Source organism: Nitrosomonas sp. (assembly GCA_031316255.1).
Taxonomy (GTDB): Bacteria; Pseudomonadota; Gammaproteobacteria; order Burkholderiales; family Nitrosomonadaceae; genus Nitrosomonas.
The window spans coordinates 371521-387254 of sequence record JALDQW010000001.1; the positions used below are offsets into that span (position 1 = coordinate 371521).

A 15734-nucleotide genomic window follows, 5' to 3' on the forward strand; every position below is an offset into this window, starting at 1 on the left:
TGCAACCGCGTTACAGCACTTGTATGGGGAATAACCCTTCCCTGTGTACTGTGCACCCTGTTGCATAACACCACAGTAGCTGTACCCGGCAATATCAAGTTGAAAGCGTACTAAACACAGCCGCCGAACATTCATTACACCAGCGTTTATGCTATAGTCACAAGAGGGTATTAACAAAGAAAGAGTGAATTGTTTCTGTTCACGAACACCCCCTGTCAAGTTGGTTGACAGCATCTTTTTTTAGGAGAACCAAGCCATGACCGATTATTGCGACATTCGCGAAGCCATTGTCGACAAGGCGGTAGAAATCGCCGAGCATTCGTCCTGGGAGGCGGTCAGGTTTTTTGATATTGCTGCTGAACTGAATATCACATTGGACGACATCCGATGCTATTTTCGCGAGAAGGAAGAGCTGATCGACGCCTGGTTTGACCGTGCCGACGGCGCTATGCTCAAAGTGGCCGAGCAGGAAGAATTTCTTTCCTTGTGTACGCAAAAACAGTTGCACCGGTTAATCATGACATGGCTTGACGCGATGGCTGCGCATCGCGCCGTAACGCGGCAGATGATAGGCGCCAAGCTCGAACCCGGCCATATTCATATCCAGATACCCGCCATTATGCGCATCAGCCGCACGGTACAGTGGATGCGTGAAGCAGCACAGCGTGACGCCACTTTTTTACGCCGCGCGCTGGAAGAAACAGCGCTGACTACGCTCTATCTGGCGACATTTACCCACTGGATGTTTGACGAATCGGATCAATCGCAACGCACACGCTCATTTCTGACGTATCAATTACAAATGGCGGAAATACTCGATCATACGGTATTCGCTCAGACGCAGAAAAAAACCCGTCCATCAACTGAACCCGCATCACCGGAAAAACCCAAACCGATCCCGGAAATGGCCGTGAACAGCATGAATACGGATCGAACCGTATCCGTCGAACCAGCCAACACGCCAGCCGAAAATGCAACAGTCCAGATGCACTCGAAATCCGGCTAGACAATGGATCCGCTCACGCATGCGTTGAGCGGCGCGCTGCTGGCAAGGGCGGCGGCGCCCGCAAAGCAGCGTCAATGTTCACACCCGCATGGCACGCCCCGTTTACCGGTGCGTTTGCAGGTTGCCACCGGCTTTGCTGCGGCGGCTTTCCCAGACATCGATTTTGCGTTACGCCTAATCGATACCCTGACCTATTTGAACTGGCACCAGGGTCCGACGCATTCGCTGTTGATGCTGCCGTTATGGGCGTTGCTGATCGCATATCTGTGCGCATGGTTATTCCGTGAATATTCATGGCGGCAATTTTTTTTACCGGCATGTCTGGGTCTGGCCATTCACATTGCCGGAGATTTAATCACGTCGTACGGACTCATGCTGTTTGCGCCGCTTTCAACCGAACGCTATTCACTGTCACTGGCTTTTGTCATCGATCCCTGGTTCAGCCTGATCATTATCGCGGGTCTGCTGGCTTCATGGTTTTATCCGGACAAAAAAACCGCTGCAATAGTCGCGCTGACCGGATTGACGGGATATGTTTTCTTTTTATGGATGTTGCATTCGCACGCCGTCGGCATCGCTAATACCTATGCCCGCACCCTGCCTCATGCGCGCATCAGCGTGTTGCCACAGCCGTTATCGCCCTTTCACTGGAAAATCATCATCCGGCAAAATGAAAATTACCATATCGCGCGCGTCAATCTCATCAAAAAAGACGATCCACGACAGAACGATGCAGATCTGTGGTTGTTGCCACAAATGGCTGCGGCCTATCGTCCGGTCTCAGAGAAAAGCTGGCAGTTGTTAAACCAATTCGGGACAGACTCAGCACACGCGTCTGACATACGGCAAGCCTGGTTGCACCCGGCGTTTGAACCTTTCCGCACATTTGCCCAGTTCCCGTTACTGGAACGCATTGACCAGGCTGACGACGCACTGTGCTACTGGTTTTATGACCTGCGTTTCAAATTCCCGGTACTGCCGCCGTCTTTCATATTTGGAATATGCCGCCAGAATAATGAATCAGACTGGCAAATGATGCGTCACCGGGGATTGTTTTATATCGATTAAATTCGTAGTCAGCCGGTTTGCCAATCGCAGCTTAGTCTGGCAACTCAATCTGCAAAAACGGGAAAGGTCGATGAAGCGGTGAGCAGTTTGCCGTAATGGATAAAAATTTCCTCGAGAAACAGGCGAGCGTTGACCGGATGACGGGACAATGGCTGGCGCGTATTCAAGAACCGGAGATACGCCATGCATGCCTGTCGATTCAACTGCCCGCAAATGCGCTGAATACGTGTTTCCAGATGCGCGTGATAGCGCACTTTCCCGGCAGCATGGAAACACACGAGATCGTAACACCATTTCTGCAGCCAATCGACTGTCACAGCCAAATCCTGATTCTGCACCATTTCAGCCATTGTCAGCGGGTCAAAACGCTGTGGCGTGCTGATTTCTTCTATAAATTTCCGGTGTTGCAATATTTTATCCTGAAACGACAGCGCAGACAGCGGCGAAAAACCGGACAACGCCAGTAACATCAGGCCATCTTTCGGTTCACTGCACCCGGTCTGCTGCAATTGCTGTTCAAGCCACTGGCTTGCCGTCGCCGTATCCGGTACCGGCATGGCAATTTGCTGGCAACGGCTTCGTATCGTCGGCAGCAACCGTTGAGGCTGATGCGAAACCAGAATAAACAAAGTGTTTTCAGGCGGTTCTTCCAGTTTTTTTAATAACGCACTGGCCGCTGCTGTATTCATCGTTTCTGCAGGATAAATCAGTACAATTTTATAACCGTGCTGGTGGCCGGATAGATATACCAGTTCATTCAATTTGCGGATCTGATCGATGCCGATCTGTTGACCGGGTTTCTTTGCCGTTTTGTTCGCAGCAGCTTGTTGGTCGCCCGTTTCATGCAGCGAATGATCAACAGAACTCGTCTGCACATTCAGCGCTTCAGACAACGCCTCCGGCAGAAGCACCCTAAAATCGGGATGCGTGCGCTGCTCAAACCAGCTGCAACTGGCACAGTTTTCACATGCGGTATTTCCTGCGCCTGGATTCAGACAGAGTAACGATTTGGCCATCAACCGGGCAAATGTGAATTTGCCGATACCTTTTTTGCCCTTGAGCAACAACGCATGTCCCCGGAATGCCCGGTTGTGCATTAATTTTTGCCAGATTTGCTGTTGCCAGACCAGTTGCTGACTCATCGCGAATCCTGCGAAAACAACGGCTCAAGTGCTTTTTCAACCGCCGCCTTGACTGCGTTAACGGATTGACGGGCGTCGATAACCTGGATACGCGCGGGAAATTGCTGCGCACGCGCCAGATAAGCGTCACGCACCCGCTGAAAAAAATCCTGCTGTTCCCGTTCAAAACGGTCGAGCGTTTTCACCGTACTGACACGCTCCCTGCCCAGCTCGACCGGCACATCAAAATAAAAGGTTAAATCGGGTTGCAGCGTATCCTGCACCCACTGTTCCAATAGCGCCAATTTCTCCCAAGCCAGTCCCCTTCCGCCGCCCTGATAGGCAAAACTCGCATCGGTAAAGCGGTCCGAGATTACCCAACTGCCGTCAACCAGCGCCGGCATAATCACTTTGTCGATATGCTCGCGCCGGGCTGCGAACATCAGCAACGTTTCCGTTTCCGGATGCATGGCGGACGACTGGTCGAGCAACAAGTCCCGCAATCGTTCACCGAGCGGCGTGCCGCCCGGTTCCCGGGTCACAATAACCGTTAAACCTCTGGCGCGTAACGCCGTGGCAAGAAATTCAAGTTGCGTAGACTTGCCGGCGCCGTCTATGCCTTCGAGCGTAATAAATCTGCCTGATCTCAAATTGGAGTATGTGTTGTTATCGGGTATCATGCAATCAAATTTCTATGATCATACACGGATTAGTTTAAACCATTCCATGAAAATTGATGCTGACGGCTGTCTTCACCGAGACAACAGCTTCCGGTTTATTGTTTCTCCCAACTGCGACGACCGTCCAGAAGGTGTTGAAATCACCCTGCTGGTCATTCACAGCATCAGCCTGCCGCCCGATGAATTTTGCGGCGATGGCGTGATTGAATTGTTCACCAACCGGCTCGATCCGGAAACACACCCGTATTACGCGACCATCGCCAGCCTGAAAGTATCCTGTCATTTTTTCATCCGCCGCGAAGGCGAAATCATTCAATTCGTCCCCTGCAGCAAGCGTGCCTGGCATGCAGGCGCTTCATGCTGGCGCGGCAAAGATCAATGCAATGACTTTTCCATCGGCATCGAACTCGAAGGCAGCGATTCAACGCCGTTCACCGACGCGCAGTATAGCGCATTAACCGCTTTGACCCGTTGCCTGCAGAAGCACTATCCGATCACGGACATCGCCGGGCATGCAGATATTGCGCCGGGACGAAAAACAGACCCCGGGCCAACCTTTAACTGGTTGAAATATGCACAGTTGGTTGGAAACAATGATTGTTTCAGCCCACGCTGAAAATCTATCAACAAAACTGCTTGTATGCACGGGTATTCGTCGACATTTAGACAATCGCCAGGTTTATCACCGGAGTATGAAATCCCATTGAACAGCCACAAATTCCTTTCATTGGTTTTCGCGACCTGATCCTGAACATACTTTTGTAGCAATACAAGCCTCCTTTTTGCTTTTTGTGCGTAACCCCTTTTTGTGCGCTGATTTTGTTTTATGTTGACTTAGGTGTTATTTGCCACAGATTAATTATGATAAAAAATTTATATTGTTTGCATGCTTCGATAATTCAAGAAGCGTTTTTATTTTAATCAATTCAGGAGACATATCATGAGATTAATTTTAAAAAACACCTCTACTAAAATTTCAAAAACATTTGCTGGTTTTATGACTACACTGTTAATCACCCTGTTTTTTCTGCAGCCAGCTGCAATGGTTAACGCAGAACCATTGTTATCAAAAGAAATTGTAAGTAAAAGCAATACCGTTGGCCCATTAGACGACCCATGGTTCAAGTTTTGTTTAACTACCGCCGAACCAGAAGACTTGGATGCGTGTATTAATGGCTGGCCAGCTAATCCAGGAAACAAAAATTTCAAATTACAAAGATCGAGTTCTTCTTATGAGTTGGTACTGATTGATGAAGTACCGCGCGCACAAAATTCAGTTTTTGTCTGTCCTCATGAGTTTGGCCCCGCTTGCGATGACATGGTTAAAAGTATTGTGGGTTTTGGAGGCACCTGCGTAGAAGATAGAAACAATACAATCTGCGAAATACCACAATAGGAAATCCTGGGGCCTATCATCGTATTTTGCAGGATGACGCCATAAAACCATAAGTTAATCTTGAAATCGGATGGAAATGTGGCTCATGGGATCAGCGGCTGGAGTCTGGTTAGCTAGACTTGAATGCCATCCCCGCCCTCCTGCATCATCCGGAGTGTCGTACGGGATGGCGCCGATATTTGATTGAGAAAGAGCCACATTCAACCTTCCGAAATGCGCACGAAATGTGGGGCTATAATTTATAGTTTTTGTCCAAGAATGAGACGCTCGTCCGACACAGGGGCCAGGGCTAGAAAAGTAGTCAAGATTAAATCTACCAACTTCATCGCTGTAAACAATACATTCCAATCACCCCACCAATCCAATGACCCTTGAGCAAATAGAGTAGCTACTGCAATTCTCATCAATAGGATAATGGTATAATTTTTATACTATGTTCATTTTTGAAAATGATGAGCGAAAAAGTCTGAACAACCAGAAAAAGCATGGTATCAATTTTGTCGATGCTCAGGCGCTCTGGAAAGATTCCGATTTGATTGAAACCACCGAGAGGTCATAGCATTCGGATCATTTCTGTTCGTCGATCACGCGTTGAAGAGGTCGCAATATATGAAAGCCAAGAAATTTGATTCTGATTTTTATAATGATAAAGATATCATCGCTACACTTGATCTTTCAAAAGCACAGCGGCCGCTTCGAGCGCACAGGCGAGTTAATGTAGATTTTCCCGCCTGGATGATTGAATCCCTGGATAAAGAAGCAAGTCGTTTGGGCGTTACACGTCAGGCAATTATCAAAATATGGCTGGCAGAGCGCCTTGAGGCACAGTCGTCCGTTAACAAATAAGTTGTGTACAGCCCAGAAGATATCGCATCCAGCTCATAAAAATAGACATGATATCCGCGTAATAACACGATCTTAATAAATCGATATTTGCTGTTCTCATTAACCCACCAGCTTCTGTACAAATAAAAAACCACTGGCTTTGCAGCAACCTTTTGCTGTGTATCGATACCGCAATAATCAACATGATATGATGCATAAAATCATCAACACATGTCAGTACGATACTCACCATGGCCGAAGAAATTCTCGATCCGCTGATTATCAGCGAGCAGCAGTTTGACCGGGCGCGTCAGTATATCCATCATTTGCAAAGCGGGCTGGTTGATTTTCTGAAGCAACCCAAGCGGGTTCATATTATTCATTTTCCCATTGAAATGGATGACTGCTCGGTGCGAACATTCCGCTGTTACCGCGTGATTCATAACCTTGTTTTTGGGCCGGGAAAGGGCGGGATACGGTATCACCCGGAGGTCACCGAAGAAGAAGTCATTTCTCTGGCCAAGCTGATGACCTGGAAATGTGCATTGATCAATATTCCATTCGGCGGCGCCAAGGGCGGGGTTTGTTGTGATGTCAAGGCACTCAGCCAGAACGAGTTGCGGCGCATTACCCGGCGGTTTACTTCCGAATTGCTGGAAGTGATCGGGCCGTATACCGATATTCCCGCGCCCGATATGTATACCAACGAACAAACCATGGCCTGGATTTATGACACCTACGATGTATTGAATCCGGGTCGCAACAATCTTCCGGTGGTAACCGGCAAACCCATCGAACTGGGCGGATCATTCGGCCGCAAGGAAGCGACCGGCCTCGGCTGTCTGTATGTCACTGAACGCTTTCTGTCGAAACAGCTTATTCCGGAAATTGCCGAAATTGCGGGAACGCGCGTTGCCATTCAGGGATTTGGCAATGTCGGCCAGGTTGCGGCGCAGGAATTCTGCCGGAGAGGCGCCAGGATTGTGGCGTTAAGCGATAGCAGCGGCTGTATTTATGCCGAATCCGGCCTTAACCTGGATGAAGTCCTGCAATTCAAAAAAGAACATGGTAGCCTGGTTGGCGTACCGGACACCATGACCCTGACCAACGAAGAACTGATCGAACTGGATTGCGACATCCTGATTCCCGCAGCAGTCAGCAACCAGATTCATGCGGGCAACGCCCACAAAATCAAAGCCAGACTGATTGTCGAAGCCGCCAATAATCCGACAACACCGACCGCCGACGAAATCCTGCACAAAAACGGCGTCTATTTGATCCCGGATATCATTGCCAATGCTGGCGGCGTGGCGGTCAGCTATTTTGAATGGGTGCAAAATCACGCCAACGAACAATGGGACCTGGAAACAGTCAACGGCAAGCTGAACCGGAAAATGTATGATTGTGTGGATACGGTATTCAAACGCTGGCAGGGTTTTGTCGTTGGCGAGGAAAAATGCCTGGATAAAATTACCGGTGAACCACTCGGTTGCCCGGATTTTCGCACAGTGGCTTTAGCGACCGCCATCGAGCGTGTTGCGAATGCGACCCTGATGCGCGGCATCTGGCCTTGATCGTTTCATAATAGTCATCAGGCTTCCGGCATGACTCTGGGCCGCCGGTTGTCATCGATGGCCACATAGGTCAATACCGCTTCCGTCACTTTAATGCAGATTTCTTCGCCGCCTTCACGCACGCCGCGCTGCGCATAAACAGTCACATTGACGGTAATTGAAGTACGCCCCACTTTAAGGATATCGGCATAAAAACTGACAAGGTCGCCGACCATCACAGGTTGCTTGAACACAAACGAATTGACGGCCACTGTCGCGATCCGTCCGCGCGCACGCCGGATCGCGGAAATACTGCCTGCAATATCGACCTGCGACATGATCCAGCCGCCGAAAATATCACCGGCATGATTGGTATCCGACGGCATCGGCACCATGCGCAATACCGGCTGCCCTTCCGGCAAGGGAACATGAAGCGCCGGGTCGCTTGCGGTATCATTCATATCGAAAGATTCGCACAATTTGGTGTAATTTCAGCGCGTCAAATCCGGCCGCCATGTTCAAGCCATTGCCTGCATTCAGCGGTCAGCGCCCTGTCACAAGCCGCGTCGTACTGCGCCAACTCATCATCGGCAAGCACATCACGCCAGCGCTCGTTAGTACCTTTGTGCATAAAGGTATTCGCCCCACCCTTCCAGAGCTGTCCACCCCCCGGCGCATATAATTCACCCTGCTGTTTCATCTCGGCAAAAGATACAGCCTTGACGATACCCTCCCAGGCATTGTCAGGCACTTCTATCTCAAGAAATGCGGCCATGCGGCGGATTTCGCCTTCGGTATCCGCCAGCATATCACCATAATGAAACAATTCGATATTAGGCAAATGGCGGAAATTCCACCAGGACTGAACGTTTGACAGATGCGACCAGTACGGCCAGCCATCACTTTCCCATGCAAACGCGCCGCGCGTTATCCAGTTTTTCCAGAACACATGAATATCTTCCGGGGAAGGCGGCAGTTCGTCACCTTCCCGGCCCGGCAGATTGTTCATTAACAGGAATGCTTCATCTTTCATCCCCCGATAATGATTCCATAGCGACATAAAAACGTCACGCGCATCGCGGGCGATGTAGAGATATTTAATATTTTCATTGTAAACCAGTCCGTCCAATGGTAGATGGGTTTTGATAAACCGGCGGTGCTGCTGGGCTTTCAATTTATTCAGCACCACTTCAAGCGGAAAAATACGCATATCCAGCCAGGGCGACATTTCAAACGGCGCTGCGGGAAAGTCGCCATCTGGATAAAGCAAATGCGCAACAATGGCCTGCGTCCATGTTGTGCCCGCCTTATACGATGTGGCAATAACAATATCATTATCCCGGGGTTCAAAATAATCCCAGCGTGTACTGTCCATATGGTGATTCTGATATATATGCGTGCGTTGCGGTAGATTCGACATTTATATGACCTGTTAAAAAATTCATTCAGCGGTAATTCCAAAGAACTACTGCGATTAAGATACGATTAATCTGATACTGACACTCCGGATAAAAATAAGTTTTATCGCAACATAATACCATTTGCGTAACAGTCTTGATTTTCCAGCCACTACTGAATGATTGCTAGTAATTTTTTCATTCACACTAAAAATCAACACCATAAATACCGGTCGAACTGCTAAAATCTGCCTGTTCAACAGGATAAAACAGTAGAGCCGAGCCAGCGATTATAATTCACACATAATAATATCTATAAATATAAAGTTAAAAAACATGTTATTAATGATTGATAATTACGATTCTTTTACCTACAACTTGGTGCAATATTTTTCGGAACTCGGTGAAGACGTTGAGGTATACCGTAATGATGAAATTACCGTGGACAGGATTTCTCAATTGTCCCCGGATCGCATTGTTATCTCGCCCGGCCCCTGCACGCCGAATGAAGCGGGCATTTCTTTATCGGTCATTCAACAATTCTGTGAAAAAACGCCTGTGCTTGGCGTTTGCCTGGGCCATCAAAGTATAGGCCAGGCATTCGGCGGAAAAATTATCCATGCAAAAAAACTCATGCATGGCAAAACCTCACCTATTTATCATAAAAACACAGGTGTTTTCCGCGATTTGCCCAATCCCTTAACGGCAACGCGTTACCATTCGCTCGTCATAGACCGGGCTACACTCCCGGATTGTCTGGAAATAACCGCCTGGACCGAAGATGACGAAATTATGGGCGTAAAACATAAAACTTTAATGATCGAAGGCATTCAGTTCCACCCCGAATCGATATTGAGCGAACATGGTCATGACATACTGAGAAATTTTTTAACGCAAACGCAACATTGATTAAACCCATTCTATGAAACTGCAAGAAGCTTTAAACAAAATTATCGCTCATGAAGAAATTCAGCACGACGACATGTTGTCACTCATGCGTCAAATCATGCAGGGAGAAGTCTCTCCCATTCTGATTTCCGCAATCATCACTGGGTTGCGTGTCAAAAAAGAAACCATTGGCGAAATAACCGCTGCTGCAACAGTCATGCGCGAATTTGCCACCCCGGTTAATGTGGGCGACTGTCAACATTTGGTTGACACCTGCGGCACAGGCGGCGATACGGCGCATACTTTCAACATTTCCACCGCAGCCGCTTTTGTCAGCGCAGCGGCTGGCGTTCGTGTGGCCAAACATGGCGGGCGTTCCGTTTCGAGCAAATCAGGCAGCGCGGATGTACTTGAAGCACTTGGCGTCAACTTGAATCAAACACCGGAACAAGTCGCCGACAGTATCCGTAAAATCGGCGTTGGTTTTATGTTTGCGCCCAATTATCATAGTGCCATGAAACATGCCGCCCCGGTTCGGCGCGAACTGGGCATCAAAACCATTTTCAATATTCTCGGCCCGCTGACCAACCCGGCCGGCGCAAAAAACCAGGTTCTGGGTGTGTTCGACGCCAAACTGGTCTCACAGCTCGCGCATGTCTTGCAGCAACTTGGCAGCGAACATGTCATGATAGTCAACGGCGTGGACGATGGCCTGGATGAAATCACAATCAGCGGGGAAACCCGTGTCGGGGAACTGAAACAAGGACAGGTAACCGAATATGCGGTAAAACCCGAAGATTTCGGCCTGCAATCCGCACCCATTTCGTCAATACAAGTCAGTGACAGCGATCAGGCAAAAACAATGCTGGTTTCCGTTTTGGAAAACAGAAAGGGACCGGCGCGCGATATCGTCTTATTGAATGCCGGCGCAGCCATTTACGTCTCCGGCATAGCGAATTCGCTTGAACGCGGTGTTTATTCCGCACAGCGCGCAATTGAAAGCGGAGCAGCTTTGCAAAAAATGCATGAACTGATCGCATTTTCCAATCAAAATCCGATAACCGCTTAACCGAAGAAACAGCATGTCAGATATTTTAAAAAAGATTCTTACCACCAAAGTTCAGGAAATAGCCGCCGCCAAAGCTGAAAAACCATTTACAGCACTGATGGCAGAAGCAGAATCCGCAACGCCCACCCGCGATTTCGTCGCCGCAATTCAAAACAAATTGATCGCTGAAGCGCCAGCCGTGATTGCAGAAATCAAACAGGCCAGTCCAAGTAAAGGCGTTTTGCGCGGCCCCAAAGCCAAGCATGCCCCTCATCTGAGTTTCACGCCATCCGACATTGCCAAATCTTACGAAAAACATGGTGCTGCATGCTTATCGGTACTGACCGACCGGGACTATTTTATGGGCACCCCGGAATACCTGCAGCAGGCACGCAACGCCTGTCAATTGCCCGTCATCCGCAAGGACTTCATTATGGATGAGTACCAGGTTGCCGAAGCACGCGCAATGGGCGCGGACTGTATTTTACTGATTGTTGCTTCTTTCACCATGGAAAACGATTTTGGCGCAGAAAATCTTGACCAAAATCCGCTCGAGTATATGCGCAAACTTGAAGTGCTGGCATACGAACTCGGCATGTCGGTGTTGGTGGAAGTGCACGATGCCGAAGAACTGGCGCTGGCCCTCCAGTTAAAAACACCGTTGATCGGCATCAACAATCGCAATCTGCGCACCTTTGAAACACGCCTCGACACAACCTTGCACCTCCTGGAAAAAATACCCGAAGGGCGCATCATCGTCACTGAAAGCGGCATTCACACACCTGATGATGTCGCATTAATGCGTCAAAACAATGTCAACACCTTCCTGGTCGGCGAAGCCTTTATGCGCGCCGAAGACCCGGGTGCTGAACTTGCCCGGTTGTTTGGTCACTAACTCTTTAGTTTGGTACTGCCAAATTAACTTCACTGTAGAGAACAAATAAACTGTCCGGGTATGTAGCAAATGATTTGTCCGGATTATCTTAGTCCCAGGAGGGACAAGGATGAAACGGACAGAATGGCTACAGGAGACACGGAAGATGAGATTTGAGGAAGCCTATGGGAATTATAAAAGTGGGAGTATCACGCAAGACGAAGCAGCAAAGCTGCTTGGTGTATGTGATCGCACATTTCGGCGCTACATGAACAAATACGACGAAGGTGGTCTGGATGCGTTATTGGACAAGCGGCTGACCCAGGCATCGCACCGCTGTGCGCCAGTGGATGAAGTGATGCGTTTAACGGAACAGTATCGCAACCGTTATTCTGGCTGGAATGCCAGGCATTTTCATGCATGGTATTGCAAGGACGGTGGCACACGCAGTTATACGTGGGTTAAGAGCCGGTTACAAGAAGCTGGGTTGATCAAACGTACATCAAAGCGTGGCGCGCATCGAAAACGTCGTGAACGCTCACCACTGACCGGAATGATGATTCATCAGGATGGCAGCACCCATGAATGGGTAGCCAATCAGAAATGGGATTTAATCGTCACTATGGACGATGCAACCAGTGAACATTACTCGATGTTTTTTGTTCAGGAAGAAGGCACTGCCAGCAGCTTCAGAGGCGTTCAGGCGGTGATAGAGAAGCAAGGATTGTTCTGTTCCTTTTATTCAGACCGAGGCAGTCACTACTGGCATACACCAGAGGCTGGTGGCAAAGTAGACAAACATAATCTTACGCAGTTTGGACAAGCCATGAAGCGGCTCGGAATTGAAATGATCGCGGCCTACTCGCCACAGGCGCGTGGACGCAGTGAGCGCATGTTCCGCACCCATCAAGAACGTTTACCCAAGGAACTGGCGCTGGCAGGCATCGCCGACATGGAAACGGCAAACCGTTATCTGCAGGAAGTCTATATGCCTGCTTTTAACGATGAATTCAAGCAGCCTGCTGCGGTAGATGGATCAGCATTTGTACCCTGGATCGGTGGAGAAATTGAGGATTTCCTGTGCGAGCGTCATGAGCGTGTCGTGGGTCATGACAATTGCGTCAGCTTCAACAACTTGAAGCTGCAAATTCCTGCCAATCAACATCGGTGTCATTACGTGAAGGCCAAGGTGACAGTACTGCGCTATCCCGACGGCAAGTTAGCGATCTTGCATGGGCCGCGGAAAATTGCCCAGTACGATAAAGCAGGCCAGGAAATAAAACATGATGAAAAGCTGTTGCGTAAATCCGCCGCCACAGCTTCGCAATGAACATCGAGAGGAGTTCACTGCGTTTAATTGCAAAGCGGACAGTTTATTTGCTATAAAACCGGACAATTCTATTTGTTGACAACACCAAATTAACTTCACCTGAGTGATAATTACGGGATGAAGAATACAACGGCACTATACAAACGCTACAGATTTCCAGCAGAAATCATTCAATACACAGTATGGCTTTATCATCGTTTTAATTTAAGTCATCGTGATATAGAAGATTTGTTGGCTGAAAGGGGGATAACTGTAACCCATGAATCGATTCGTTTATGGTGCAACAAATTTGGCATGGTTTATGCCAGGAAGCTGAAGAATCGTCATCAAGGGTACGGTGATACGTTTTTCCTTGATGAAGTATTCGTAAAGATTCGAGGTAAACAAATGTATTTGTGGCGTGCGGTGGATCAAGACGGTGAAGTGGTCGATATATTGCTTCAGGCGCGTCGGGATGGAAAAGCTGCCAAGCGATTCTTCAAACGGTTTCTCAAGAAACACCAAGATGAACCGAGGAAAATCGTCACTGATAAGTTGAGAAGCTATGGCGTTGCCCACCGAGAACTTGTCCCCGACACAATTCACGATACTTCTCAATACGCCAACAATCGCGCTGAGCTTTCGCACCAGCCAACTCGGGTATGAGAACGAGGTATGCGCCAGTTCAAATCGATGGTGCAGGCGCAGCGATTCTTGGGGGTCCATGCTGCTGTGTACAATCTATTTAATCTTGGCCGTCATCTGGTATCTGCCAGTGATTATCGGGATTTAAGACAATGTGCTTTTGCGTCTTGGAAAAAAGTAACAGTAGCTTAAAGCCTGCAATCACAGTGTTTCGGTCGTACCGGAAAGTTAACTTGGCAATACCTTTTAAAGGAAATAAAGCATGAAATCGAAAAAACCATTGACTGACAAAGAACTGGAAGAGTTTGAAAAAAATCGAGACATAGGCGCAGAATTACTGGAATCTGTCCGTCAGATGAAAGCCGGAAAAGGACGTGTTGTCATGTCTCCTGTCATATCCGCACGCAAAAAATCAGGACTTTCTCAGGCTGAATTTGCCCAGCTTCTGGGTGTATCCGTTAGAACATTACAGGAATGGGAACAAGGCCGCCGTAAACCGAGTGGCGCAGCTAAGAAACTTATCGAAATCGCGGAGCGTCACCCCGATGTATTAAAGGAAATAGCGATGTAATTCTCGCCAATAATCTATTTATATGATCTTACGCACGGCCTGGTATTTCGACCAAAAGCACAAATAAATAGTACAGTCAGCTTTCAACCCGAAGCGGCCGACTAGATAGTGGAGGATTAATTTTTAAAACTTGAACTAGTAGGCGAATTTAAACGTGCTCCTTTTGAGTAATCCGTTAACCCTTGTAAACATTTTGATTGTGATACTGAAGATATTCAATCTGCTTATTACTAAAACTTTCTACATTTATAGGCAGATTTATTCCCCAGAGGTTCAACATTATAACCACTTCATTATTTGTAAAAATTAAATCACCATTAGCTAAAAAGAAATACAGCCTTGGTCAAATAGCTTAGCGATAAGAGGTGATAGCAATAACCCATTGTTTCCATCGAGCTGCTCTGTGTTACTGGATACTCTCCAAGGCTTGCTATAAGCAAACAATGGAGTGACTATTGAGGCACCGTCAAACGAAAGGGACAGAAACAGATTTGCGATTCCTAATGGTGAACGGTAACCAGTCCTTTATTCTGCTCGTGCTTGTTGGAGCTTTTCTTGAAGTCATACAGCCTCATCTTCTCAATTTCAAAGGGATTGGTTTCCCCGTTAACATTAATGATTACCAGGCGGCCACTGCCACGGCCATAATCATTACGGAAGTCATATACACCGCCAAAAACGGTTAAATGACCGTCTTCTACTTCCTTTTCGTATTTTTTCAGTGCCGATGCGACCTGATGGTGAACATTTGTTTCCACGCTTACTTTAACTTCAACATGGTCATCCGCTCTATTGCCTGCAACCTTGATTGTTTCAAGCTCGCGCCAAATCGATGGCTCAAGATTCGAGGGTCTGGACATTGCTGCTTCGACCGCGCCACAAGACGAATGTCCGATAATAAATAATACCGGGGTATGCAAATGCCGTACACCGTACTCAATCGAGCCCTCGGAAGTAGTAACCTGATTGCCGATATTACGTACCAGAAAGATATCGCCGTCAGGATGAATATCAAGTGCGTGTGTATGCAACCGAGAATCAGCGCATGTAACCATAGTTGCAATTGGTTTTTGTCCGTGAATCAAATCCTTGAAATAATCTTTTGGCAGTCTTTCCACAAAGACTTCATTGGATTCGAGTACATGCCTCACAATCTCCCTCAACTGCTCTTTCTCGGTTTTACTAACCAAGGATGATGCATCGGCTGATAAATTGACGCTATATAACAGCAGCAATCCTAAGCCAAAAAAAATTATTTTATGCTTCAACATTAAAGCATTGTTCAATTTATAAAAATTAACCATAAAAATTTCTTTAAAATAAACAGAATTAGGTTTTAAGATTACCTCTTTT

The 15734-nt window shown here is 47.8% G+C and carries 16 protein-coding genes and 1 pseudogene; 12 read left to right on the forward strand and 5 right to left on the reverse strand.

Annotated features, from left to right (window positions below; all coding sequences use genetic code 11):
* Positions 1-256: 256 nt before the first annotated feature.
* Both MRK00_01780 and MRK00_01785 read left to right on the forward strand, forming a co-directional pair.
* Complete coding sequence (locus MRK00_01780; GenBank protein MDR4516116.1) at positions 257-1006, forward strand: TetR/AcrR family transcriptional regulator; 750 nt, start codon at positions 257-259, stop codon at positions 1004-1006.
* A gap of 3 nt (positions 1007-1009) precedes the next feature.
* Positions 1010-2074 (forward strand): metal-dependent hydrolase, encoded by a 1065-nt coding sequence (locus MRK00_01785; GenBank protein ID MDR4516117.1) that lies wholly within the window; start codon positions 1010-1012, stop codon positions 2072-2074.
* A gap of 44 nt (positions 2075-2118) precedes the next feature.
* On the opposite strand, the gene holB is transcribed toward MRK00_01785, so the two are convergent.
* Positions 2119-3216, reverse strand: coding sequence for a DNA polymerase III subunit delta' (holB, locus tag MRK00_01790; GenBank protein ID MDR4516118.1), 1098 nt, complete (start codon positions 3214-3216; stop codon positions 2119-2121).
* On the reverse strand, positions 3213-3845 hold the full coding sequence (tmk, locus tag MRK00_01795; GenBank protein MDR4516119.1) for a dTMP kinase: 633 nt from the start codon (positions 3843-3845) through the stop codon (positions 3213-3215). Before tmk ends, holB begins: the two co-directional genes overlap by 4 nt.
* A 76-nt stretch (positions 3846-3921) precedes the next feature.
* Between tmk and ampD the strand changes: the two genes are divergently transcribed.
* The 4 genes from ampD to MRK00_01815 all read left to right on the forward strand — a co-directional run bounded on the left by ampD (position 3922) and on the right by MRK00_01815 (position 7670).
* Entirely contained in the window at positions 3922-4491 is a 570-nt protein-coding gene (gene ampD / locus MRK00_01800) for a 1,6-anhydro-N-acetylmuramyl-L-alanine amidase AmpD (protein ID MDR4516120.1), read from the forward strand.
* A 324-nt stretch (positions 4492-4815) separates the two neighbouring features.
* Positions 4816-5271 (forward strand): hypothetical protein, encoded by a 456-nt coding sequence (locus tag MRK00_01805; protein ID MDR4516121.1) that lies wholly within the window; start codon positions 4816-4818, stop codon positions 5269-5271.
* A 609-nt stretch (positions 5272-5880) separates the two neighbouring features.
* Positions 5881-6117, forward strand: coding sequence for a BrnA antitoxin family protein (locus MRK00_01810; GenBank protein ID MDR4516122.1), 237 nt, complete (start codon positions 5881-5883; stop codon positions 6115-6117).
* A gap of 230 nt (positions 6118-6347) precedes the next feature.
* On the forward strand, positions 6348-7670 hold the full coding sequence (locus tag MRK00_01815) for a Glu/Leu/Phe/Val dehydrogenase (protein MDR4516123.1): 1323 nt from the start codon (positions 6348-6350) through the stop codon (positions 7668-7670).
* Positions 7671-7687: 17 nt separating this feature from the next.
* Here the strand turns inward: MRK00_01815 and MRK00_01820 are convergent, their stop codons facing one another.
* Together MRK00_01820 and MRK00_01825 are read right to left on the reverse strand one after the other, a co-directional pair.
* On the reverse strand, positions 7688-8110 hold the full coding sequence (locus MRK00_01820; protein ID MDR4516124.1) for an acyl-CoA thioesterase: 423 nt from the start codon (positions 8108-8110) through the stop codon (positions 7688-7690).
* Between the two features lie 38 nt (positions 8111-8148).
* Positions 8149-9069: a sulfotransferase domain-containing protein gene (locus MRK00_01825; protein MDR4516125.1), complete on the reverse strand. Its 921-nt coding sequence runs from the start codon at positions 9067-9069 to the stop codon at positions 8149-8151.
* A gap of 313 nt (positions 9070-9382) precedes the next feature.
* Here MRK00_01825 and MRK00_01830 point away from each other — a divergent pair, with 313 nt between their 5' ends.
* The 6 genes and pseudogenes from MRK00_01830 (at position 9383) to MRK00_01855 (ending at position 14381) form a co-directional block, all read left to right on the forward strand.
* Positions 9383-9955 (forward strand): aminodeoxychorismate/anthranilate synthase component II, encoded by a 573-nt coding sequence (locus MRK00_01830; protein MDR4516126.1) that lies wholly within the window; start codon positions 9383-9385, stop codon positions 9953-9955.
* Between the two features lie 13 nt (positions 9956-9968).
* Positions 9969-11003, forward strand: a complete 1035-nt coding sequence (gene trpD / locus MRK00_01835) for an anthranilate phosphoribosyltransferase (protein ID MDR4516127.1) — start codon at positions 9969-9971, stop codon at positions 11001-11003.
* Positions 11004-11016: 13 nt separating this feature from the next.
* The gene (trpC, locus tag MRK00_01840) at positions 11017-11877 is read left to right on the forward strand and encodes an indole-3-glycerol phosphate synthase TrpC (protein ID MDR4516128.1); all 861 of its coding nucleotides are present in this window, start codon (positions 11017-11019) and stop codon (positions 11875-11877) included.
* Between the two features lie 109 nt (positions 11878-11986).
* The gene (locus MRK00_01845) at positions 11987-13186 is read left to right on the forward strand and encodes an ISNCY family transposase (protein MDR4516129.1); all 1200 of its coding nucleotides are present in this window, start codon (positions 11987-11989) and stop codon (positions 13184-13186) included.
* A gap of 117 nt (positions 13187-13303) precedes the next feature.
* Positions 13304-14002, forward strand: a pseudogene (locus MRK00_01850) (IS6 family transposase).
* A 70-nt stretch (positions 14003-14072) separates the two neighbouring features.
* Positions 14073-14381 (forward strand): type II toxin-antitoxin system MqsA family antitoxin, encoded by a 309-nt coding sequence (locus tag MRK00_01855; GenBank protein MDR4516130.1) that lies wholly within the window; start codon positions 14073-14075, stop codon positions 14379-14381.
* A gap of 500 nt (positions 14382-14881) precedes the next feature.
* Here the strand turns inward: MRK00_01855 and MRK00_01860 are convergent, their stop codons facing one another.
* Positions 14882-15652: a carbonic anhydrase gene (locus MRK00_01860; protein MDR4516131.1), complete on the reverse strand. Its 771-nt coding sequence runs from the start codon at positions 15650-15652 to the stop codon at positions 14882-14884.
* Between the last annotated feature and the right edge of the window lie 82 nt (positions 15653-15734).